This is a genomic window from Methylotuvimicrobium sp., from assembly GCF_050611805.1.
GTDB lineage: Bacteria > Pseudomonadota > Gammaproteobacteria > Methylococcales > Methylomonadaceae > Methylotuvimicrobium.
Window position 1 is genome coordinate 67,558 of the sequence record NZ_JBNGHF010000017.1, and the last position, 23,734, is coordinate 91,291.

16 protein-coding genes are annotated in these 23,734 nt (G+C 46.0%); 7 read left to right on the forward strand and 9 right to left on the reverse strand.

Going from position 1 to position 23,734, the window contains the following annotated elements:
• Positions 1-27: 27 nt before the first annotated feature.
• The 3 genes from ACRJJO_RS10590 to ACRJJO_RS10600 form a co-directional block, all read right to left on the reverse strand.
• Positions 28-1,116 (reverse strand): DUF4297 domain-containing protein, encoded by a 1,089-nt coding sequence (locus ACRJJO_RS10590; protein WP_431065726.1) that lies wholly within the window; start codon positions 1,114-1,116, stop codon positions 28-30.
• Positions 1,117-1,891: 775 nt separating this feature from the next.
• A complete protein-coding gene (locus tag ACRJJO_RS10595; protein ID WP_431065727.1) occupies positions 1,892-3,349 on the reverse strand; it encodes a hypothetical protein in 1,458 nt (485 codons plus the stop codon).
• Positions 3,349-8,259, reverse strand: a complete 4,911-nt coding sequence (locus ACRJJO_RS10600) for an AAA domain-containing protein (protein WP_431065728.1) — start codon at positions 8,257-8,259, stop codon at positions 3,349-3,351. Before ACRJJO_RS10600 ends, ACRJJO_RS10595 begins: the two co-directional genes overlap by 1 nt.
• Positions 8,260-9,052: 793 nt before the next feature.
• Between ACRJJO_RS10600 and ACRJJO_RS10605 the strand changes: the two genes are divergently transcribed.
• From ACRJJO_RS10605 to ACRJJO_RS10635, 7 genes are all read left to right on the forward strand, one after another.
• Positions 9,053-9,439: a hypothetical protein gene (locus ACRJJO_RS10605; protein ID WP_431065729.1), complete on the forward strand. Its 387-nt coding sequence runs from the start codon at positions 9,053-9,055 to the stop codon at positions 9,437-9,439.
• Between the two features lie 18 nt (positions 9,440-9,457).
• A complete protein-coding gene (locus tag ACRJJO_RS10610; RefSeq protein WP_431065730.1) occupies positions 9,458-9,652 on the forward strand; it encodes a hypothetical protein in 195 nt (64 codons plus the stop codon).
• Between the two features lie 52 nt (positions 9,653-9,704).
• Entirely contained in the window at positions 9,705-10,154 is a 450-nt protein-coding gene (locus ACRJJO_RS10615) for a hypothetical protein (protein ID WP_431065731.1), read from the forward strand.
• Between the two features lie 131 nt (positions 10,155-10,285).
• Complete coding sequence (locus ACRJJO_RS10620; RefSeq protein ID WP_431065732.1) at positions 10,286-10,468, forward strand: hypothetical protein; 183 nt, start codon at positions 10,286-10,288, stop codon at positions 10,466-10,468.
• Complete coding sequence (locus tag ACRJJO_RS10625; RefSeq protein WP_431065733.1) at positions 10,465-10,611, forward strand: hypothetical protein; 147 nt, start codon at positions 10,465-10,467, stop codon at positions 10,609-10,611. The genes ACRJJO_RS10620 and ACRJJO_RS10625 overlap by 4 nt, the downstream gene beginning before the upstream one ends.
• Before the next feature lie 856 nt (positions 10,612-11,467).
• The gene (locus ACRJJO_RS10630) at positions 11,468-12,148 is read left to right on the forward strand and encodes a response regulator (protein WP_404360540.1); all 681 of its coding nucleotides are present in this window, start codon (positions 11,468-11,470) and stop codon (positions 12,146-12,148) included.
• Positions 12,135-13,520, forward strand: coding sequence for a sensor histidine kinase N-terminal domain-containing protein (locus ACRJJO_RS10635; protein WP_431065734.1), 1,386 nt, complete (start codon positions 12,135-12,137; stop codon positions 13,518-13,520). The genes ACRJJO_RS10630 and ACRJJO_RS10635 overlap by 14 nt, the downstream gene beginning before the upstream one ends.
• Positions 13,521-13,782: 262 nt before the next feature.
• On the opposite strand, the gene ACRJJO_RS10640 is transcribed toward ACRJJO_RS10635, so the two are convergent.
• From ACRJJO_RS10640 to ACRJJO_RS10665, 6 genes are all read right to left on the reverse strand, one after another.
• Positions 13,783-15,546 (reverse strand): DUF3300 domain-containing protein, encoded by a 1,764-nt coding sequence (locus tag ACRJJO_RS10640; RefSeq protein WP_431065735.1) that lies wholly within the window; start codon positions 15,544-15,546, stop codon positions 13,783-13,785.
• Between the two features lie 318 nt (positions 15,547-15,864).
• Entirely contained in the window at positions 15,865-18,915 is a 3,051-nt protein-coding gene (locus ACRJJO_RS10645) for an efflux RND transporter permease subunit (protein WP_431065736.1), read from the reverse strand.
• Between the two features lie 11 nt (positions 18,916-18,926).
• Positions 18,927-19,994 carry an efflux RND transporter periplasmic adaptor subunit gene (locus ACRJJO_RS10650; protein WP_431065737.1) on the reverse strand — a complete coding sequence of 356 codons (1,068 nt, stop codon included), beginning with the start codon at positions 19,992-19,994 and terminating at the stop codon, positions 18,927-18,929.
• A 68-nt stretch (positions 19,995-20,062) separates the two neighbouring features.
• Entirely contained in the window at positions 20,063-21,340 is a 1,278-nt protein-coding gene (locus ACRJJO_RS10655; RefSeq protein ID WP_431065738.1) for a TolC family protein, read from the reverse strand.
• Positions 21,327-21,941: a TetR/AcrR family transcriptional regulator gene (locus ACRJJO_RS10660; RefSeq protein WP_431065739.1), complete on the reverse strand. Its 615-nt coding sequence runs from the start codon at positions 21,939-21,941 to the stop codon at positions 21,327-21,329. Before ACRJJO_RS10660 ends, ACRJJO_RS10655 begins: the two co-directional genes overlap by 14 nt.
• A 597-nt stretch (positions 21,942-22,538) precedes the next feature.
• On the reverse strand, positions 22,539-23,186 hold the full coding sequence (locus ACRJJO_RS10665) for a response regulator transcription factor (RefSeq protein WP_431065740.1): 648 nt from the start codon (positions 23,184-23,186) through the stop codon (positions 22,539-22,541).
• Between the last annotated feature and the right edge of the window lie 548 nt (positions 23,187-23,734).

The window sequence follows — 23,734 nt, forward strand, 5'->3', positions numbered from 1 at the left end:
CGTAAATGCCTTACAAGTTTTTTAAAATTATAATTGTTCACAGTATTGCCACAGAATGATGGAGTCTACGTAGTGGCTATCAAAAATGCTCGCCACTTTTTCTAGCTTTTTTAAGATTCTTTTTCTAACGCTCGAAATCACATCTTTTAAGGCAGGAGTATCTCCTAATGAGATAGTGCTCACCACATTAGCAATGTCGCATTCAAGAGACCTTAGAGCTTTGTTTTCGTAATCTAGCCGGTCTGTGGTGTACTTTTTCCAGCTACGCTGAATTTTGATTAATTCTTGCAGCGCAGTACCTTCAGCTTGTAATTGAGACTTGATGATATCCCAATTATCACCACTATTACGTGAGCGACGTACTCGCCGAACAAAATCCTCTATTTCGGATTTTGTAATGCATTTATTGCGAATAAAATCGTCGAAGGATTTTATTCGATCAGACGGATAATTGTTTCTGACTCTAATTTGGTCAGATATTGATTGATACCAAGGTGATACAGGGATATTGTGTTCGCTTCCAAATAGCTCTTCAAAGAAGTTATGCAGAATTCCTCGAATATGATTTTCATGATCCTCAACGCTTAGGGCGCTTTGTTCCAGTTGGAGGCTGCTTAAATCGACTGTGATAGTTCCAAGCTGTACTTGAACCGCGTTGGTTATTTTGTCTTGGGTTTTCTTATCTAGTTGATCTGCGGTTGTAACAGGTGCAGGGTTAGTAAATGAAAAATAAGCATTGGTAACAAACCGTAATTGGCTACTGTGTCCGGTGAAATTTTTTTTATTTTCGTAAAGCTTACCGATTATTGAAAGCTTGTTCGGACTTCCATTCTTGCCCTTTTCAGACTTGGTGAGATCATGGATAGACCATTTTTGCCCGGTTGTTTTGGTTTTTACTTGAACGAATTGCAGGTTAGATGGAGCTTCCTCGGAATCTAGGATCAATATGTCGTCGTGGAACTCAAAGGCAAATACATAGTCCCTGCCTTCTAAGTGGTATTCAATCAGTTCCGCTAGCGCCCAGTTTCTTTGATATGCAAACCTTGCAGGACTTCGAGAACCTGCTATTTCAGTTTGAGAAACGGTAATAAGGTCAGATTGAATTGTACTGGGCATAATTGTAAGTCCAATTTTCAGTAAAATATTAACCGGCTTCTTGAAACGCAGCTTGTTGCATCGGTCAATTCAGTCTTTTCATTATTGCCGACTTTGGATAGAACGTGGACAATGACTCGATGCTGTTTCAGGTTCCGTATAAGCTGTTAACAGTATCCAAAAACCCGCTTTGATATACTAACTTTTTGATTAGCCGTGGATTTTCCTTCTGATTCTCATCTGTACCGGCTGGTAATGATCCATTGCCGACATTGAAGCATTATAGACGATAGGCAGCAACGGGTCGCCTGGCGACCGTCTGCTCCTCAGATTCATCGCCGAAAAGCGGTCAATGAAATTCCGATTCCTGAAAGCGGCCATTCGTCACTGAGTTCAACCGACCCACACCAGTTATTCACTCCGGATTACCGAATGTCAGTATACTCAGAGAAAGCGGAAAGTTAGTTCTAGTCGAACCAACTATAGTGTTCTCATTCAACAATTCTCAAACAATCAGGATTGCAAGAATTACAGTCTAGACATATCCACCAGCCACAGCTATCACATTGTTTTATGTCTGGATCCCGACTATCGACATAATTTACTTTACAGTTCCAACAGTGCATTGCATACCATTCGTCATCACAATCTAAGCATTTACGATTTCCCTCTCCACCATGGCCTGCATGCCCACTATTTGCACATCCACACCCCAAACAGATCACCTGCATTTCTAAGTTATTCCGAATACCTTGCGGATTCTCTTTATATTGTTTTGCCAGCTTTTCAATTAATGTTAGTTTTTTTGCCCTTTGTGTTTATTGCTCGTAGATATGTTTTCTAACGGCCCCAAATTATTTGGCTTTTCAAAGGATGCAATACCATCAATGTATTTATTAGCAATTTTTTCAATTTTTTGTACAAGTTTTAAGTCAGTCGACATAAAACCAACTGGCATTGTAACTGGCAAAGCCTCTTTCCAGGATATGTGATAGCAGACAACAACAAATTCTTCTGGTAACAGCATGATTTCAACATTACCATCAAGAAAGCCCTCAATAAGCCCATATGAATGAGAGTAATATTCACCTAAATCATTTTTCCACTGACTAACTGCTCGGTCATCATTTTCGCATAAAGGCAAAAATAACTTTGGCGTATAAGCTCGATAAGGTTGCTTTCCTGTTGTCGATGCTTCAGATATTAATTCACTCAAACAACTGTTTAACCGAATACTTTGCCCCCAAAAACCATCCGATGGAGCAATCCAGGTTAAATCCCTACCAGAAGATTTTTTCGTTTTACTTTGCTTCTTAACCGCAGCATCAATTTTTTCTGAAACTAATTTCCAATTTTGTGCAACATAAATCGGTCCAATAAAAGGTACAGGAAGAGCATCATCCTGCATTGTTGCTAATCTCGCATCTGTAAATGCATCAATATTAATAGAATTAGCATTAAAAAGTTTTCGAGTCCAATTGTCGCCTAAATCTGCCATTGCAAAGGCAACTTGAGAGATATTAGTTGGTTTTTGGGCCTCAAAAATCGCATTAGTAATCAGTTCATGTGCAGCAGATGAATCATCTAGCTTTTCAAAATTATCTCGCTCTATTGGCTTACCCTCGGCATCAATTGAAAAGTAATTAGTAAGCCGTAAAGGTTCATTTCCTCGTTTATTAACAGAGTTGATTGTATAAATATTTGGACGATGAGAATCCTCATCACGAAGATGTCGAAGATATCCTTTATCTAAAATTTCATAAAATTGACTTTGAAAATGTTTCTTAGCTAGATGTTCACTCATCGCAACCGACTCATTACTTACTTTTAACGCTATTCCAGGTCTCCATCGATCTTTTGTTCGATCTTGCCCAATACAATTAAAACTACTCAATTCAAATGCCAATGTAGTACCAGTCTCCAAAACAGCAGATAACTGAGGTGAATCACCCAACCTCACAAAATAAGCGCTTGATTGAGGTGTTAACATTGCTTGCCCAGACTCAGAGAATTGAAGATCACCTTTCTCCATCAAATCAGATATCGCCTCATCAAGCTCTAGCCTTGAGAAACCAAAATATGTGCCCAACTGAGAAGGCATCATTGGAGATATATGTAATAATCTTAGAAAAAATTCACGAATAAATGGCAAACCTTTCTTTGTTACATAAGAAAACCGTATATTAAAGCGATGGACAGGAACTATAAAATCAATCTCATGATAAATAGTATTAATGTCAGCTTTAGTATCCATTATTTTACTTCCTTGGCATTAATAAACTTATAACCTGAATTAGGTTCCTTATCGGACATAAACTTAAAGACTTTTCCAAGTGGTAGCTCTTTATTTCGGCTGCGCCACATATCAGAAGCCCCCACAATAAGTAACCGATCCATAGCTCTGGATAAGGCAACATTAATTCGATTTGAAGCTCTCAAAAATCCTGGCGTTTGATCTTTATCTGATCGAGTTACCGAAAGAATAATTATGCGATTCTCCTTCCCTTGGTAACTATCGACTGTACCAATTTTTACTAACTTTTTGAAATCATCGTTCCAATGTACTTCTTTAAACTTTTGCCTAATCAGCCGATTTTGCTCACCATACATACAAATCACACCTAAAGCAGGTTCACCTTCTTTAATAGTAGACTTCAACAAATCAACAAATTCCTGTATCTCAGAAACTTTTTTTAGAAGGTCAATAATTAAATCAGCTTCGCAACGATTATATATGCTGGTACCTCTGTCACTCTTATGATGACATTTTTTACCAAGAGATGATGTATCTAACCAAGTAGCGACTTGTCTTAATTCTTCTGGAGCGCAGTGATATATATCGGGTATGTTTCTATCCCCATTCTGGAGCTTTCCATGATAAAAAGTTTCAGAAACAATATCCCCTATTGGCGGTGCCATTCGATATTGTGTTAGCAGCGCGGCCCCTACTTGATGACCATAGGGCGATTCAAAAGCCCTGGCAAAATCACTTTGTAATACCGTATCTAAATCTGCTTCTTTAGCCGCTATACCTAGCTTTCTTGCCAGTGCTTTCTTATGTCCATCCGAATATAATGGAGGTAGCTGATGATGATCGCCAACCAGCAGGATACGACTTCCAGACTGCATTGCAATCGCTAACTCACTTGCAATTGACCGCGCTGCTTCATCAATGATTACCCAATCATATTGGTTACTTTGAATGCCAATGTGATGCTGTCCGATTCCAACACATGTTCCGGTAACCAATTGCCGAGACCTAGCAAAAAATTCGTCATAATTAACACGCTCAGTTTCTAACACATCGAGCATATCTCTAGACACTTTAGCTAAAGCAAGGGCTCTCGTGGCTTCATCAGGTCTAATACCATAATCGCTATTTAATTTATCAACAATCATTTGCTTTACTTTAGACAGATCAGAAGCACCAGAAATTTCTATGCCGTATTGATTAGCAAGTGTTTCCCTTATGGTGTAATCTAATTCGACAATAACTTCTTTTATCAGTTGTTTATCTTCTTCTATTTTTGACTGTGATAAAGCTTCCATTTCGAACCAAAAGTTATCAATTTGCTTAAATATTTTCAGTTCAGCGCTCACCAATTCAGATAAATAATCGGGTTGAAGCCCCAATGCCTGACTTAATGCTTGTACGCGGTATTTTACTTCAGCCCTAAACAACTCTCTTTTTTCACTGACTAAAGCACTAGAAAATACATCTTTTAGCCCTGACGATACAGCACCTTCACGGTTACTGAACCTGACTACATCCAATGAAGTATTTAATCGAGTACAATGCTTACGAATCCTCTCCGCGGCGGTGTTAACCGCCTCATGAGACTGACTAACCAGTAAAATTCTTTTTGCTTGTTTCTTTTCAATCAAAAAATGGACAAAGGCAGCGATAAACTCTGTTTTACCGGTACCTGGTGGACCTTGCAGTAGAGATAAAGGCCCATGTTGAAGTAACTTGGTAAAAGCATCACGCTGCGCTTTATTCAAACTTATTTGATTACCCTGATCATCATCGCGATCGTAACGAGAAAAATCAGAATCGGTGATCTCAATATTATATTCTGTAGCAAGAATTTCACTTGATGAGTCAAAATATTCAGCAAGATTACTAATTAGGCCTTCTCGATTTAGTAATCGTTCTAAAGCAGCCTTGCGTTTAGCGAATGAAGCTTGATCTTGCTTCGTTCTAAAAAATACCGTTTCCCCATCTTTGAGGTTACGGATTTGTTGTCTTATTTTTGTTACGCGGACTTCATTTAATGAAGACCGTTTTAAAACAACTTCACCAAGAAGAACCTCCCTATCTCCATCTTGTTTGAATACTTCAATACAATCAGACTTATCAAATTCACCCAAAACGTCAATATCCGAGTGATAGGGAATAATTAGTTCGTTATAGTTGTCTTGAACTTCGACTATATCTCCAGCGACTTCAATAGATGGGTGTGACTCTATCTCTGTATCTAATATCGCCCGCCAAAGTTTAGATACACTAATTTCGAGATCATTTGCTTGGTCAAAATCAGGCTTACTTTCTAATTCTGCAAATGCCTGCTTCAACTGCTCTGTTAGAGCATCAGACATTAATTTTTTCTCTGGATTAAGAACTAACTCCACCGCTCTGAAAAAAGCCTCATTTCCGACTAATTTATTTGATAAATCAGTTAAATTGCATATTGATCTTGGAGATATTTTTATCGGAAAATCCAGCTCTAGTTGGCTATTCTCTGCATCTCTAGCACTGACAGAGTCACGACTTCTTGGCTCAAATCCTACAATAAATCCTTTTTCAGAAGAGCTATAAATTAAATCAACACTTCCCCCGATACCTATTATTCGAACACGAACATCAGTCGCTTTTTTATTGCTTTTTTCAATTTGAAAATATAAATGCCCATTATCAGGATAAATAGTAATAGGCGCGAAATTGCCACGAATACCAATATCGACTGCGCATTTAGAGTCTATCTGGGGCTCTTTGAATGCTTGTCTAAACCTTATTAAATCTTTAAAGCCATACAATGTATCAGAAACCTCTTGTTGAACCGCTTCAGCAATAAGAGGGTAGTCTTGTGATGGCTTCCCCCACTCTATACCTAGTAATTCAATACTCAAGCGCATCACGGCAAAGATATCGCGCTCAATAGCAGTACAACTATCAATATTGTCTGGACTGTAACGATGATTTTTTACCTCGCCTAGATCAGCCGAAAAATCAGGTATATCTATCAGCGTAATGCGAAAATCATCATCTACTCGGCTGACAATAATATTTGCGGGGTGTATATCACCATGAGCCATTCCTAATCCATGCAAGTGCTCAATAACTGCAATAAGTCGTTCAATAAGTAGAAATTTTTCTTCAGCATTGAGTGACAAATGATCCCATTGATCTCCTTCTGCTTTATCTGTTACGAGAAATAAACTTGAAGACTTAGTCGCGATGCCAAATTCATGGATGTTAGGGAGGTAATCCGGGGCCACTGAACAGATTTTTTCGATCTGTCGCAAGAAATGCAGAACTTTATATCCTAAAGCAGGATCATCTTTTGATGGACTTACATTGAGCCATGCTTTTACTAATTGCCCATTTGATAAATAAACTTCTTTTTCATCTGTTTCGACAAGAAATTGCCCATCCTCCCTAAACTGTCGAGAATGATTGATAGTACGTTGATATGATTCAAGTTCAGCATCATCAAAAGCAAAAGCCCCATCTCTAGTGGGTTCTGCCTGCTTTAATGCGTCAAACATCTCACCAGCATTAGAATATAATTGCTTCTCGATCGCGCATAGTAGTACTGGTACATACCAAAGATCACATTTTCTCAACTGCTCAGTAACTGTATCCAAGCTTTTCCTTGAAATACGTTGATCAGAAAGTATGTGCCAAGAAATCAAACCTAAAGCACGAATATCTTCCTGGTAAGGAGTAACTTTTTCCTTAGGTTGTTGATGCTCTATTCCAAGTCCGTTATTAACAGATAGAAATTTACGATAATCACCCACCGTTCCAGCGGGTTGATGATAAGCTGAAATAAAGTTTGAAAGTGCCACTTCTTTGGCAGGAGAAATCCATAAGCTATGATCGCCAATATCCCTGTGTGCAACCTTTATTTCATGAAGATCTGCAAACTTAGCAATTAATAGTTTTATGAGATTGATCCTGTCAATATCAGAAAAATTTGGACCATATTTTCCGATAAACTCATTAAATCTGACATGACTTGGTGGAAGCTCATAGACCTCACTATATTCGACTGTTACATCATCTTTTTGCACACTCGTAAGGGAGCGAAGACAATGCTTATACAAATCATGATTGTGATGCTTTATAAATTGCAGGACTTCACGCTCACGAGAGACAATATCAAATCTCCCATCAGGAGTATTAGCCTTTACCCCCTCTAATTTATTGAAATTCCATATTCTGAGTAATGCTTCATCCTGTTTGGACACCTCAGAGACTGCTTGATACTCTTTATAAACCTTTTTCGGATGCTCAAAAATAAGCTCGTTAGCTTTGTATCCATCTACCCTAATTTGTTTAGGTGCGGTATATTTACCTAGAAATAACTCGTCAAATAGGTCAAAGTCTTGGTTAAGCACCTGTGCGTCAGGGTGAGGTTTAAATTTAGCGTTAAATTTATTTTTATCGGCAAGCTTAAGAAATTCATCTAAGCCCACAGTATGATGAAGTTCAGCCTCTGATAGCTTTTGAAAGTCTGAATTTCCAGTCATCACCACAAAAAAATGCACAAAAGGTGAATATCCCTTATTGGTAAACTTATGCTTTAATGGCTTTAGCTTATTTTCCAGTTGAAATTTTTTATTGCGCGTAACACTAACCGGTGATCGGCCCATTAAATAACTATTTTTATACCACTTGTCTCCTTCTGACCTCACCTCTCCATTATTCCAGTCCTTTAGCTCAATAATCAACACATTACAGTGCGTTACAATGACTAGGTCAAACTCCCCTTCATACCCTGTACTATCAACAAAACGAAAGCCTGCATAACCCTTCCAGGGAAACATTGATTTTCCTTTACTATTCGACGTTTGAGAAGGGGAAAATGTTTTCTTTATTTTTTCGATAGCATCTATTTCCTGGGCATGTAAGCCTCCATCCCAAATTTTAATTTCCAAATCCTTACTCCATTTTGTTTATTCGTGATACTTGAAATTACGCATTATAGTCAAAGCGTACAACACCGTTTGACAGAACAAAACCAAAATTCGCTCTCCCTCAAAAAATATCAATTTTAGTGTCCAAGTATTTCGGCAGAACCAAACCATTAACCACAGCTCCAAACCAACTATCCGGCTTTTTTTTTGAAAAAAACCAATCTTCAACAAACACAGTTAGCATAACTATCCAGCTGAATGCGCTGATACTATTCCCCTTCGATCGAGAGAACTTGTAACTCAAAAACGCCAAAAAGCCTTTAAACATTAGGTTCCTATGGATTGTAAGTAGACGGATTTTTAATCAAAAGGGCGTAAACTGCTGAACTTTTCGTTTCGATTCGAATGACGGCTTCATCAAGACAACCAGTCGTTCACCGCAAACCAATGTCTGTCTTTTCCTGGCCGTAGTAGCGCAGTGATAATGTAAATTTGCTCGCCGAATACCGGACAGTCGCCTGGGCAAAAGGATGCCTTAACTATTGAAATTGGATAGTTACCCCGACCGGCGGGTAATGGCCGAAACCGGATGTTCACCAAATTGTACGATTTGATTGTCATTACATTTTACAAATGTCAGGTCAGGTTTGAGCCAAACCAACTTCCCAGGAAACTCAACCTGTAAGTTATTTTGAAATAGTCCTGGTGACCTCAATTCAACACCCAGAGCCTCGAAGCGACCCTTCGGGGCTTTTTTTTGTCCATCACCCCCCTAAACCCCCATTAATCTACCACCCACCACAGGAGAGCACTCATGATCATTCTGCGAAGTCCCCACGACCTGCAGCGGGTCACCACGCCTGCATTGCAGGTCTTCCTACGGCAACGCTTCCGGGCCATCTGCGAGCCGGAGCCGTATGATCCGGACGAACACGGCTTTTTCATCGTGTTGGAGCCCGGCGATACCTCGGAACACATCGAAACGGCGACGGGATATGCCCCGTTGAAAAGCCTGTTCAGCGATGCGCATTACGGCGATCCGGAGTTCATGCCGGATTTCGAATACCTTGAAGATCACGGCGAATTTTTCGAGGCGGTGTACATCGTCAACGACGGCGGTTTTGCCGTGGTCCTGATCGTGCCAAAGCTCCAAGGAATCGACGAAGCGATCCTGGCTATGTGCACTGAGTTTTCCGAATAGAAAATCTGGAGTTCCATCATGTCCAAATCATCCCATCCAAAGCCGCTCAGTGCGGAAGTTAATCAGTTCGTCGAAAGCCTGGATGATGACGCACGCGAGTATTTCGAAGAAAGAGCAGGGATTGCCGAGTATGAAGCCGGTCTGACGCGAGAGGAGGCCGAACGCTTCGCGATGGAGCAAACGCGTGTCCGATTCAAGCTTTCGACATTTTGACCATCATATATGAAGGACAACCCTTCGCATAACGTAAAACTAGGAGCACACCATGAAAAATCCTACCGAGAAAAAAGACTTCCACAACCTGGTCGTTAATCAATGCCCGTCAGTGTCCGGTAAATCGACATTGACTTATCACGTCGGTATTGATGAAGACAACCGGCTTTATTTACGCGTGGCCGATAACAGCGCTGGCGGTCTGTTCAGTAAAGAATGGATCGCGCTGGCTGAAATTGAGAATATCCTGGGCAAGCTTATAGGACCGTTCACCTCACATGCACTTCGAGGCTTATTCCAGGGTAAATCCAATAATACGCCTGCGTTCCTGCTTGCGGTGATGCTGAAGGAAGGTTTGGCGGTTCGCTCGAAGGCGAGTAAACGTGGCTATGAACGCGGCGATTTCGAGCGCTTCACGACGCAGATGCAAGCCTTGATCGATGCCCAATCCGAAGGAAAACCAGTCAAGTCAGCGAAAGCCAAGAAAGAACCACAAGGGTAGTTGAATTCACTGGGTCTCTCATACCCGGCCAGCATCATCCCACGAACTACCAGGGTTCTTCGGTCACGTTCCGAAGCGGCGGAGCAATTCCGACCGAATACCGACCCTTTCGTACCCTCAAGGAAACTTCCATGACACTCACCACTTTGCTGGCTATCGGCTTGCTGTGCTTGGCCTTCGACTCGACCCGTTGGCTCGGCGTTTTGGGGTTTGGCTTACTGTTCTATTTCAAACCTTTGATACTGCTCGGCCTCCTGAGTCTTTTGGCCATCGGCTTACTACTACGTTTATATCACAGAGGAAAATCACTATGAATTTCATCGATCATTTGCTCGACGCGCTCGAAACTTGGGACCGTTCCCCAACTTGTATTGCTGAGACCGTCAAAAACCAAGCCTGTTTTAGGGCCGGAATCCACTGGGATGAACTCTCGGATGATTCCGGTGAATTGGACTGACACAGAGGGCATTATCTGAAAGGAGATAACCGGAAGCAGTAACGACAATCGTAGCGAAAAGCAAGGGGGAAGCCATGAGGACAGTCTGAAAGAAGCGCGTAGCAAAAACACGACTCTAGGAACACGAACAAGCAGCGAGACCGGGTGCGGGCGATGAGTGTGCAAGGGAGCACGAAATCCAACCGTTACCGAAAGACGCATCAGTTAGAGCTTGGTGGCACGGTCAGAAAGTTTTAGCAAGCAAAATCTAAGAAGATCTCCCGAATGAGAGTTTTGGAGAAGTCAGCAGAGGCCGTAGTAGCGAAGAAAGCTTGGAAACAAGCTGGATAGATTTTTGCTGCTGCAAAATCTGCATTCACGCCATCCCCGGCGTTCGAGCTGCCGGCAAGCCCCCATGGATGAGTTCATCCAACACCTAAATTCCATAGTCCATTGGCTATGATTAACTAATTGGGATAATTTAGGTGCCGGGTTCACGGCGGTCCTCGGTAGAAATATCCCATACTTTTTATTCTTAGACAGTTTTTCGGTCAAAAGGGAATACTTTTAGTAGTTATTATTTTGTGAGCATATTTCTAAGTTGATTGATTCATGATAGCTATAAGCTATAAAGAGTCGAATACGAAAATTTTCCGTATTTCATTATGAACTTTTCCTCGATAATTGTTTCAAGAATCTCTGCGGAGTTGCGTAGAGAAGGGTGAGCATGCCCGTCCAGTGTATAATCGTTGTATAGGAACTGTGGCGATGTTGTAGGTCGTTGTTATGTAATGGTAAAAAAGATTCTGGCTTATTTGGCTGTTTGATGGACTTTTTTTACGTTTTCGCTTTATCGTTTTGTTTATGCTTTAACTATATGAATATTTTATTGATTGAAGATGACTCAGTTCTTACCGACGGATTGATTCATACGCTTAAAAAAACCGGCTACGTTGTTACCGCTACCAAAAGCGGACGGTATGCCGAGCAATTAGTTGAAGCACAAGATTTCGATTTGATTGTGCTGGATTTGGGGTTGCCCGATATGGACGGTTTAGAATTATTGCGCAAATTTCGAAACAGTAGGATCTCATTGCCGATTTTGATTTTAACGGCACGGGAAAGTATGAACGACCGCATCGAAGGTATTCGTCAAGGTGCGGACGACTACATGACCAAACCTTTCGAACTAATGGAGTTGGAAGCGCGTATTCACGCATTGATCAGGCGTTGTTATGGAGGTTTCAGTCATACCATCGAAGTGGGTCGACTTTCGCTCGATACTCAAAATAATCAAGTTTCCGCTGATGGGCAGTTACTGGTTTTATCGGCTCGTGAAGCGGCGGTTCTCGAAATTTTGCTGTTACAAGCGGGCAAAGTGGTTTGCAAAGACCGTATCGCGCAGCGCTTGTCGGCGGACGGCGATGCATTGGCCGATAATGCGATCGAAGTATATGTGCACCGCGTTCGAAAACGCATCGAACCTTATGATGCCGTTATACGGACCGTACGGGGCTTAGGTTACTTGCTGGAGACGGGTAGCGATGGAGCAAAATAGAACGCTAAGAACCGAAATATTGATTCGGTTAATTACGCCGGTTTTGTTGTTTGTCGTATTTGAAGCCGTCAGTTCCTATTACGTTACGCGGCATTATGTCGATGAAGCTTACGATCGATGGCTATTGGATTCTGCAGGTTCTTTGGTGCAGGAAATCAAAGTTAGTGATAATCTGATTGTTGCTGAATTACCGCCAGCTGCGTTAACTATTTTTAAATGGGATGAATTAGACAAGACTTATTTTAAAATCATCGCTGAAAATCAAGGCATGATCGCTGGAGATAGCTTCGTTCCCGAACCTTTCGATGAATCGACCGATTGGTCGGCGCCGGTTTTTTTCAATGATACGGTTCGAGGCGAGTCGGTACGAGGAGTTTCTATCCTTGTCGCGCGGAAAGACCTTCCGGAAATCGTATTCGTGCATGTTGCCGAGACGCTTAATAAGCGCCGCAACATGATGATGGATATTTTATTGGCCGATTTGATACCGCCGATTTTTTTAGCGATTTTTATTGGTTTTTATATGCGCAAGGCCGTTTATCGAGGCTTGAACCCTTTACGCGAATTGGCCGATGAAATTGCCATGCGCTCCCCGAAAGACTTGAGTCCAATCCCTGAAGCACATGTTTTTGCCGAAGTGCGGATCTTGACCGATACCATTAATGGTTTGTTGAAGCGCTTGGACGGCGCGATCGCTTCTCAGCAACGCTTTATCGCCAATGCCGCGCATCAACTTCGTACGCCGCTAGCGGGGCTGAAATTGCAATCGGAAAGAGCGTTACGGGAAGATGACATGGCGGCAATGAAGCCGGCTTTACTGCAAATTCAAAGCAGTGCCGACAGGGTTTCTCATATCATCTCTCAGCTTTTGGCCTTAGCCAAATCGGGGGCCATTGAAAGCGGACTGCTATTGGCAAAGTTCGATCTATTGACGCTGGTGAGGGAAGTCAGTAGCGAATGGGTTCCTAAGGCTTTGCAAAATCATATCGAACTCAGTTTCGAAGGTCCTAAACAACCAGTTTATATCAATGGCAACGAAATTTTAATTCGCGAGTTGTTGGTCAACCTTCTCGATAACGCGGTCTGTTATGGACGAGAGAACGGTAACATAATCGTAAGGCTTAAGCCGGGGCCTTCGCCTACGTTGACTATCGAGGACGATGGGCCGGGTATACCGTCATCAGAAATGGATAAAATCTTCGAGCGCTTTTATCGAATTCCGGGAAGTCCTGGAGATGGTTGCGGGTTAGGGCTTCCTATTGTTAAGGAAATTGCCGACTTACATCAAGCGGAGCTGCTTCTCGGCACTTCGCCAGGCAAGGGTGGGACGAAAGCCGATGTGGTGTTTAAGCAAACGTCGACTGACAAGTAGGTTGATTTTTACGGATTAGGTTTATACCAAGCGATGAATTGTTTGGCATAAACCTAAATTCGGCAGTTTAACCATGAAGCACATGAAGTTCATGAAGTATTTTAAGAGATTGCCAAAACATTCCTGCTATCCTCTTAGGTGAACGAAAGTTCTATATAAACGAATAACAAGTTATTGAATTAACTTCTTATTCTTCATGATCTTCATGGTGAAATGCTTTTTTAGGATAAACCTAAATGCGAGATTTTACCCATGAAGTATATCAGCGTGAATTCGATGACTCTCTTCGTCTGGATGACCTGCCGGAGGAATAATTGCCTGAATTGCCGCGGCTATTGTTACTGTTTGAGGATTGATAACGCGCACCTGTCGATGCGCCGCCTCTATCGCGATTAACAGTCGTTGAGAAAGACGGACTCTGACGTCGGCTTTCGGATCTCGTTACGCGTCCGTTATTGAGGGTTCGTTGACGTTCTGGTGAAACAGCTGGAGACGATGGGCCGAATGAACTGCCACGTCTATTTTGAAGAGTTGTCCCACTAGACATTTGACGCCGGGAATCTTGGTTTCGATTCGCTTCACGGTTAGGGGCGCTAGAGCGACGTTGCGCAGGAAAATTCCCGGTTTTGCGGTTTGAAGAGATACCAGAGGTTGTTCGCCGCGAAGAAGATTCCCGGCGTCGCACATTGTCACGACTATAGCTACTGTTTTGTTTCCGGGTATTGCCTGGTGAAGCGCTTTGAGCGCTGGAGCCGGAATTGCGCGAACTTAAATCGCTTGCCAAGCTGTTTGGCGAAATGTTGCTGGATTGGCGCCAACGCTCTCTTGTTGACATTCTGTCGGTGTCGGATCGGTTATTTCTCCGTCCGGTGCTTTGGGGCGTTGCTCGATCGTCATGACTTTGCGTGGTTGCAAAACCGCTCCGATCTCGATTGCGCCGGTCGGATGGGGTCGGGTTTGTGCTATTAGTGCGCCAACGCTCTCTTGTTGATACTCTGTCGGTGTCGGAGCGGTTATTTCTCCGTCCGGTGCTTTGGGGCGTTGATCGATCGCCATGACTTTGAGTGTTTGCATAACTGTTCCAGCCATGGTTGCGCCGCCCGGATTGAGGCCGGTTTATGTTATCGGTGCGATCGAATTTATTTCGGCGGGTATCGGCATAGCCGTTACCGGAACGTCTGGATGTGCCGAATTGCCGCTGCAGCGAATCATGACGATAGGCAACGCCTCGGCGGTGATTCGAATTATGCCGCCATCTAGGATAGTCGGCGTAACGGATATGTCTTCCTGAAACGAAATGCGGCCTGTGATAGTAGTTATGCCGGCGGTGGACTACCACGGTCTGGCGTCGATACCAGTCGAAACTGCTGAAAAAAAATCCCGGCGATACGAAGATGCCGCGTCCCCAGCCCCAATTAAAACCTAGATTCAAATGAATGCCGGGCGGCGGCCCCCAATAAACAGGAGCGTAACCGGGCCACCACCATGAACCGTAAACGACCTGTGGATTATAATAAGGCACATAGACGACTTGAGGGTTGGCAGGTTCGATAACGATAACTTGATTTTCGCGTACGACTCGCGCATTGTTTGTTGAATTGAGATTGCCCGCCTCATAGGCTCGTTGCCGCAAGTTCTGAACGCTACCCATGACTTGCGCTTCTTGAAATAAAAAGGCGTCGCCGAGCGCTCGCGTCCAATTCAGGTCTTCATTCATTCGGTTTAGGACTCCCGGAAATGCAACCAAGGCTTTGACGCTAGGGTCCCAGGCTTGATGTTCGACGGCAGTCACAGCCTGTTCGCCTTCGAGGCCCGGATTGGCTGCCGACCAACGGGCCGCTTCGACGACTTCTAAAGGGTAGGTGGCCGCCACCAGTATTTGCGACAATAGTACGTCTGGATATAATGCGATCGGCGCCAGCATTTGATCGAGTTCGGCTTGACTGAAAGCCGGATTCTCTTGTTGAGCGGATGCGGTCGGCACGTAAGACATTAACGCGACAAGCAGCATGATAATCGTTTTCATCGTAAATACCTCCAGGCTTGCGCCTTGGCGGGTTAGGCAGGGAAGGTAAGTGATCGAAGGCGGTCGGTGTCGGTCAATTTCCCCGCGTTTGGGTAATTGTTACATTTGACGCTTAATCTCTGCTGAATAAGGGACGCAACCGAAGCCTCGATTTTTGTTCATTGACGGGACGGGATTTACAACTCCATTCCGCAAGAGAAAAATCTTTTGTGGGCGCGACGCCTTCGTCGTCCCTCACCTAACGCTAGGTGAGGGAAAGCCGGCGTCGTTCAAGTTGCCTTTGTCCTTTTTCGAAGTGTGCAACCGTCCCGCAGAGAGTTATTTCGCCGCCGCTTCGGCTTTTACCCCAAAAAACAACGCATACAACACCGGTACGGCGATCAGTGTCAGTACAGTCGCGAAGGCTAGGCCGCCCATGATCGTGACTGCCATGCTGGCAAAGAAGGCGTCGGTTAATAATGGGATCATGCCGAGTATCGTTGTGCCGGCGGCTAGGAATACCGGGCGAAGACGGCTAACGCCGGCGTCGACGATCGCGGTATGACCGTGTTTGCCTTCGTCGATTTGCGCGTCGATTTCGTCGACCAGTACGATCGCATTTTTCATTAGCATGCCGGACAAGCTCAACAGACCGAGTAGGGCCATGAAGCTGAACGGCTGATTGGAAATCAGCAAGCCGATCACGACGCCGCAGACCGACATCGGCACGACCAGCCAGATGATCAGCGGTTGACGCACTTTGCCGAACAACAAAATACTGATGATGAGCATGACGACGAAGCCGACCGGTATCTGAGCATTGAGCGCGGTTTGTGCGTCGGTCGAGCTTTCGTATTCGCCGCCCCATTCGAAACGATAACCGGACGGTAGCGGGATAGCTTCGATTTGCGCGCGGATGCCGCGGAAAGCTTGATCGGCGGTTAGTTCCAGTAGCGGGTCGGCCTGAGCGGTCAGTGTGCGCACCCGGTTGCGTCGGTGTATCAATGTATCCTCGCTGACCGTTTCGAAACGCTCGGCGATTTGCGCGATCGGAACATAGGATTGGTCGGCATTACTCCAAACGAGGCGATCGCGTAATTGTTTGGCATCCCGCCGCTCGGCATCCGGCGGGCGAACGACGATGGGGATTTGTTTGTCGTCCTCGCGGTAAGTGCCGGCCTGGACGCCGGTGCTGGCGAATTGCAAGGCCAGCGCCAAGTCGCTCAAACCGATGCCGGCGATGCGCGCGCGTTCTGGACTGTAGACCGGTTTCATCACCAGTTCTTTTTGCCGCCAATTTGTGCGTAGATCGATGAGATTGCCATCGGCGCGCATGATGTCCAAAGCTTCATTACCGAGCCTGCGCAGTACGGCGGAGTCGGGGCCTGAAAAACGCGCTTCGATTTTTGCGTCGCCGCCGGGGCCAAACATCAGTCGTTCGGTACGGATTTCGGCGTTGGGGTAGGCGGCGCTCAGTTCACTTTTCAATTCTGCGGCTAAGGCGGGAATGGGGTCGAGGTTTTCGGTACGGATAATCAATAGTCCATAGGCGCTGTTCGGTTGTTCCGGCGCGTAAGTCAGCATATAACGACTGGCGCCTCGTCCGATGAAACTTGCCACCGAAACGACGTCTGGTTTGGCGCGGATGATTGCGTTGATTTCGCCGATATCGCGCTCGGTCGAGCGGATATCGCTGCCTTGCGGCAATTGATAATGAATGTAAAACAGCGGGGTATTGGAATCGGGAAAAAAGGCTTGCTTGACCATGCCGAAACCGGCGAAGCAAGCCGCAGTCAACAGGATCATAATCAATGCGGTCAAGGCTCTGGTTTTTAAGGTGCCGGTCAGGATTTTTCGGTAGGCTTGATAAATCCATGCGCGATAAGGATCTTCGCCGGTTTGCTCGACCTTTAAGAACAAGTGCCCGAACAGCGGGGTGACCGTGATCGCCAAAACCCAGCTCAGCAGCAGCGACATCCCGATTACCGCAAACAGCGAAAACAAAAATTCGCCGGTGACGTCCGGCGACAATCCGATGCCGGAAAAGGCCATGATGCCGATCACGGTCGCGCCGAGCAAAGGCAGCTGCGTGCGTTTGACCGATACGGTTGCAGCATCCTTGCCGTTCATGCCGTGCTGCATATTGATAAGCATGCCTTCGGCAACCACGATCGCATTATCGACCAGCATGCCCATCGCGATAATCAACGCGCCAAGCGAAATGCGCTCCATATCGATATGAAAAACGCGCATCAGGAACACCGTGCCGAGCACGGTCAACAGCAGCGTCGCGCCGACGATCAAACCGACTCGCCAGCCCATCATCAGGCACAGCGACAGTATCACGATCGAAACCGATACAGCCAAGTTGACGATGAAGTCGTCGATCGATTCATCGACGACTTTGTGTTGCTCATAAATCGGATGTATCTCTATTCCTAATGGTATTCGCGGCGCCAGTTCCGCTAAGCGTGCTTCGACCGCTTGTCCAACCATGACGATATTGGCGTCGCGGACGCCCGATATTGCCAGCGTAAAGGCCGGCATGCCGTTAAAGTGTATGAGATGATCCGGTATTTCGGTCGGTTCGCGGCGGATTTCGGCTAGATCGATCAGGCTGATTTGTTCCGTGCTGCCGGGGCGACCGATGCGTAAGGCTTCTATCGCGTCGACCGAGTCGAAGCCGGCGGCTGTGGTAATGCGAATGCGCCGGTCATCGATCGTGACCGCGCCGGCGTCGGCGATTCTGTTTTCCGAGGAAATGGTATTCAAGACCTGAGCCATCGGAAGACCGAAACGTGCGAGCCTGGCATTCGATACTTCGACATAGATGGTTTCGGTGCGCATGCCGGCGGTTTCGACTTTGGCGACATTGGTCACGGTCAGCAGTTCGCGGCGTAAAAATTTGGCCAGATCCAAAATTTCTCGGTCGGAAAATCCGGGAGCGGTGATCGCATATAAAATTCCGAATACATCGCCGAAGTCGTCGTTGACGGTCGATGGATTCGCGCCTTCCGGCAAGGTTTGTTGAGCATCGCCGACTTTGCGCCTCAGCTCGTCCCAGACCTGCGGCATCGTTCGGCCGTCATAGGTATCCTTGATTTCGACTTCGATTTCGGAAATGCCGGGTTTGGATTTCGATTTGATATGCTTGATTTGTGGTAATTGTTGAATCGCCGACTCCAAGGGTTCGGTGACTTCCAGTTCAACCTCTTCGGCCGTCGCGCCCGGATAGGGTGTAATGACCAAGGCTTGTTTGATGGTAAAGGCCGGGTCTTCGAGGCGGCCGACCGTGGACAGGCCCCACAGACCTCCGATCAGGCAAGTCAGGATGATCAACCAGGTATTGACCGGGCGTTCGATGGCCGCGCGTGCGATATCGATAGACATGGCGATAGTCCTTAAAATCCGGTAAAACGGCGTACCTTCATGCCGTCATGCAGCAAATGGCCGCCGGCCGTGACGATGTGTTCGCCGCCGCTCAAGCCCGATAGTACCGGTATGCGGTTGGCGGCCACGGCTCCGATTTCGATAACGTGCGGCGAGACGGTTTCGGTTTGCGGGTTAAATAACCAAACCCGGGTCTTGCCATGTTCATCGGTATCGATCGCCGAGAGCGGGATCGTGATTTCGGTCGAGCCGTTGACGAAAGAGCTGCCGACCGAAACGCTGACGGTCATGCCCGGTAAAATCGTCATGTCGTTCGTGCGTTGCAGCTCCAGTGTCACCTCGTAGGTCTGCGCGACCGCATCGGCTTCGGTGGCATGTTCCAGATAGCGTAGCGGCAGGCGTTTACCGGGCTGTCCCGGAAACACCGCCTCGATATTCATTGCGTCGGCAAGGCCGATCAGTCTGATGAGATCTTCCGGCACATTGATCTTGACGTGCAAGGCGCTAACGTCCTGGACTCTGACCACGGCTTGGTGCGGCGCGACATGCGTGTGGATGTCGAGCAGGCGGCGCGTGACCAGCGCATCGAACGGCGCGGCGATCCGGGTATAAGAGAGATTGCGGCGGGCATTGTCCAGTGCCACTTGGCGCAGTTTAAAGGCGGTCTCGGCTTCGTCCAGCATGACCTTCGGTATCGTATCCGAGGCTGCGAGATTGCGTTTGCGACCGAGATCGAGTTGTGCGAAGGCGTATTGTGTTTTGGCTTCTTGTTCGTTCAGGCGAAAATCGGTCGGATCGAGCGCAGCAATCAAGCCGCCCTTGGCAACCACGGTACCTTGTTGTACCGGCAATTCGGCCAAGCGTCCGCCGACTTGAAACGAGAGATCGACCGTTTTTAACGCGTCCACGCGGCCGACGAAGCGGCGTTGCGCAAGTGCCTCGGTAATCTTGACCGTTTCGATACGCACGGTGCGGACGATTTCTTGTTCGGACTCCCCGTCGTTATTGCCGCAGGCGCTGAGCAGTGTCGTGATAGCAAGTAATAAAACAGCATGTCCGATGGGCTTGGATTTCCCCATGTTACGATTCCTTTGCAAATATTGGTAGAGTGTCAAGATAACGATGATTCTGAGATGCGATGGGCGGATTACAAAATCCCGAGCGCACGGCGCAAATTCAGTTTCGCCAACGCCGCATCGTAACGGGCATTATTGAAGTTGTTGTGCGTCGTGATTCTGAGTTCTTCGGCTTTCAACACTTCGGTCTGCGTGGATAAGCCCTGCCGATAACGTTCGCGGTTGACCCGCAAATTTTCATCGGCTTGGGCGATCGCTTGTTGGCTGACCTCGATACGCTTTTCGGTTTCCTGAATGTCCAGCCAGGCGCGCCGGACTTCAAGTCCGATCATGCTAGCCATGTCATCCCGCTGTGCCTGCAAGGCCAACGCCTGTCTATTGAGCGATTTGCTTTGGTGATGGGTGCCGCCGTCGAGTTTCCATTCCATGCCGACATTGACCATCCACATGCCTTCGAAGGCCATGTAACGGTTTTCCTGGTATTGATAGCCGCCGTTGACAGCAACTTGCGGTAATAGGCCGGCTTGAACGCTTCTGGCTTGTTCTTGCAAGGCGATGATTTGGCTGTTTAATGCGTTAAGTTCTGGGCGTTGGGCGAGTGCCTGGGTGGATAATTCGTCCGGTGCGCCGTCGGGGGAACTCGGAAAGTGTTCTTCCAGTTCGACAGGGTCGTCGAGTCGGCGATTCAGTAAGCGGTTGTATTGCGCTTTGGCGATATCAAGCCGATTGCCGTTTTGCACGACGAGTTGCCGGGCATTGACGTATTCGACTTCGGCGGCCAGTCGGTCGTTTTTCGAAACCATGCCTTGGCTATGCAAGCGCTCGACATCGACGGCGTTAGCTTTCAGCGTTTCGGCGTGACTTTCCGCTACTTGCAGCGCGCTTTGCGCACGCAATACGGAGAGGAAAGCTTCGGCGATCTGCAATTTAATCCTCAATGCGGTTGCGACTTCATTTTGTTGTGTCGCCGATAAGGCGGCTTCGGCCGCATCGATACCATGACTGATGCGCCCGCTAGTGAAGATCGGAACCGACGCAATCACTTCGGCTTGGCCGCTGCCGGCTTGTGACATCGGAAATTGAGCTGCTTGGCCTTCGATCTCGGTTTTCGCGGCGGGAGTTTCGCTCAATTGAGTATAGCCCCCTTTGATGTTGAGCGAGGGTAGGCGTTGATTTTGGGCCGAGTACAGTTGTTGTTCGGATGCCTCGGTATCGGCCTTGGCCGATTTAATTAGGTGGTTTTGGTTCAATGCCTGCTCGAAAGCTTCTTCTAGTGTTTCTGCTTGAGCGCAAAAAACCGGCAATATTGCCAACCATGCACTGTATTGTTTAATGCTAATCGGTCGCATTCAAAACACCTCGCAGGTAAAGCGCAATAACTTGGTCGATCAAGAGGCGCTTTTGTTCGGGGGAAGGCGGTGCACTGATGCCGAGCAAGCATTGAAAATGCAAATCACCTTTGAGCAGGCTGAAAAATGCATCGGCAGCAAATTCAATATCGGGAATATCAATGTGCCCGCTTGTTTTCAAATTATGGAGATAATGCTCTAATTGAGATAGTGCTATTTTAGGCGCGCTGTCGTATACGACTTGTCCAAGCTCAGGGAAGTCTCGGCATTCGGCAATTACGAGCCGGTAAATTGCCAGGGCCTCCTCGGTAAAAATCAAATCGATAAATGCTTGGGCGATTTCACGAAGATTTTTTTTGATATCGTTCGAATCGGGTGTGATTTCGGCCATGGTGTCCAGTAAGGATCGACACAATTCAAAAATGACCGCGGAAAAAAGCGCGTTTTTATTCTCGAAGTGTTGGTACAAAGTTGCTTTGGAAACCGGCGCTTCTTTGGCGATTCTGTCCATGCTGACTTGATGAAAGCCATATTTTAAAAACATGCGTGTCGCGCCTTCAATGATGGCTTCTCGTTTGGGATCGCAAGATTCCGATGACATAGGTAGACTGAAAGATGATTTGGTTGACGCAATACTAAACTAAACGGTTTAGTTTTTAAAGAGGAGATTATCATCCTTGGTGATGATTTTTAGTCCCCGATAGCCGTAGCGCCGGGTGTTTTGCCGGAGTCTGCGCGACTAGCGCAGGCGGAGGCAAAATACAAGGCATCGCGACACGGCGTCAAGCCATTTGTGGGAGTGCTACGGAGCCGCATCGAGTTGACGATGATGTGGCGTAGTGGCACGGACGCAGGGCGAATCGGGGCCGCCGAAGGCAATAATCGCCAAGTCATTTTTCGCTGCTGAAATCGGACGGACCCCATATCAGCTTTCGCGAAAAATCTTGGCGCGCTTGATCCATGCCTATGGGCACTGACCATAAATTAAGGACTTCCGTTCGTCCTGAGTCCTTCGGCTGCGCTTAAGAGAGCCTTGTTGAGGGGAAAATGGAAAAGTCTGACTCGATAAGTTAAGCCGCCCATGGTTCGACAGGGCTCTCCTGAGCTTAGCCGAAGGGCTCACCACGAACGGCTTAACTTAATGGCATTGACGCCAATAGGTACTTACGGCTAGGTTCTAATGGAGTTTCACGGTTTATTATGGCGAACTTATGTCTTTTAGAAATAATGCTAGATGCAACCGATCCGATATCTCTAATTTATTAAAAATAGAAGTTAAATGAGCTTTGACTGTTCTTTCGGATATGTTGAGCTTGGCTGCGATTGCTTTGTTGCTTTCGCCGGTTTTGATAAGCTCGGCAACATCTAATTCGCGTTTAGAAAGCAGGGTTAATTTATTTTCAATATCCTGTTGGTGATGTCGATTTTTTCTTATGTCTCCACTTAACTCTGACAGTGCATTGATTAAACGAGGAATTAAATGTCTTTGTATCCAGATATCTCCTGTCAGTAGGTGGTTTGCAGCTTTTAAGAGTAATTGGTCGACGGTATCCATTTCGCAATAACCGGAGCATCCGGAAGCCAGGGCTTCGATTTGATTGTCGTCGGGCCAATTTTGGCCAATAACAAGCACTTTAAGATTTAGTTGCGCTAGTGAAACTAAGGTGGAAAAACTCGAATCGAGAAGTTTCGCGTCGATAACGACCAAGTTAAAAGTTGCGTTAGCGGTATTTTCAGAAACTTTGTTCAGATCATGCAAAACTTTGGTTTTATGTTCCTTACTGAGGATGCTTGCCCAGCGTTCGGCTTGATTTGGAGCTTCGGATAAAATAATAATATGTGCCACTTTTGCCTGATTCCTTAATTAATCGCCGGCATAAGATTTGCCTATGTAATAGCTCGCGCGTTTAGGAGAGCTTGCGATCGGCTTGGATGCTTAGATTAATTTGTTTCGATTATACCGGCGAATGACGATATAGGGTACGAGTTGTGATTTCTTCATGCAATTCGATGGGTAAATTTTTACTTTAGAGTGAGAATAGGGTCGATAATGATTTCTCAAAATATAAAATACTATGCACCGAACAACTATTTCCATGGTCGAAAGTGAAACTTCCAACTTCATGAGCGTTAGAATAAGCCTACAAAAAGTATTTGCTGAAAGGTTTATGGAGCCAGTCTTATTACCTAATTTTTCGATATATATAACTCTGCTGCGGCAATGCCGCACCCTCCGCCACCAGAGAACTTTCATTAGCCGGGGTGATGGCTAGGCCTTCATGACCGTTACTATGAAGGTCATGAAAAATAAGAAGTTACTCCCTTTAGACTCAAAAAATGTGAGTATTCAGTTCCCCGGCCATTCTCGTTCCCACGCTCTGCGTGGGAATGCCT

Bases quoted from the DNA above. Each gene is read 5' to 3' on its own strand.
- ACRJJO_RS10620 (WP_431065732.1), top strand. From the start codon at position 10,286: ATGACACTCACCACTTTGCTGGCTATCGGCTTGCTGTGCTTGGCCTTC.
- ACRJJO_RS10590 (WP_431065726.1), bottom strand. From the start codon at position 1,116: ATGCCCAGTACAATTCAATCTGACCTTATTACCGTTTCTCAAACTGAA.
- ACRJJO_RS10660 (WP_431065739.1), bottom strand. From the start codon at position 21,941: ATGTCATCGGAATCTTGCGATCCCAAACGAGAAGCCATCATTGAAGGC.
- ACRJJO_RS10610 (WP_431065730.1), top strand. From the start codon at position 9,458: ATGTCCAAATCATCCCATCCAAAGCCGCTCAGTGCGGAAGTTAATCAG.
- ACRJJO_RS10595 (WP_431065727.1), bottom strand. From the start codon at position 3,349: ATGGATACTAAAGCTGACATTAATACTATTTATCATGAGATTGATTTT.
- ACRJJO_RS10640 (WP_431065735.1), bottom strand. From the start codon at position 15,546: ATGAAAACGATTATCATGCTGCTTGTCGCGTTAATGTCTTACGTGCCG.
- ACRJJO_RS10650 (WP_431065737.1), bottom strand. From the start codon at position 19,994: ATGGGGAAATCCAAGCCCATCGGACATGCTGTTTTATTACTTGCTATC.
- ACRJJO_RS10605 (WP_431065729.1), top strand. From the start codon at position 9,053: ATGATCATTCTGCGAAGTCCCCACGACCTGCAGCGGGTCACCACGCCT.
- ACRJJO_RS10625 (WP_431065733.1), top strand. From the start codon at position 10,465: ATGAATTTCATCGATCATTTGCTCGACGCGCTCGAAACTTGGGACCGT.
- ACRJJO_RS10615 (WP_431065731.1), top strand. From the start codon at position 9,705: ATGAAAAATCCTACCGAGAAAAAAGACTTCCACAACCTGGTCGTTAAT.
- ACRJJO_RS10630 (WP_404360540.1), top strand. From the start codon at position 11,468: ATGAATATTTTATTGATTGAAGATGACTCAGTTCTTACCGACGGATTG.
- ACRJJO_RS10645 (WP_431065736.1), bottom strand. From the start codon at position 18,915: ATGTCTATCGATATCGCACGCGCGGCCATCGAACGCCCGGTCAATACC.
- ACRJJO_RS10635 (WP_431065734.1), top strand. From the start codon at position 12,135: ATGGAGCAAAATAGAACGCTAAGAACCGAAATATTGATTCGGTTAATT.
- ACRJJO_RS10655 (WP_431065738.1), bottom strand. From the start codon at position 21,340: ATGCGACCGATTAGCATTAAACAATACAGTGCATGGTTGGCAATATTG.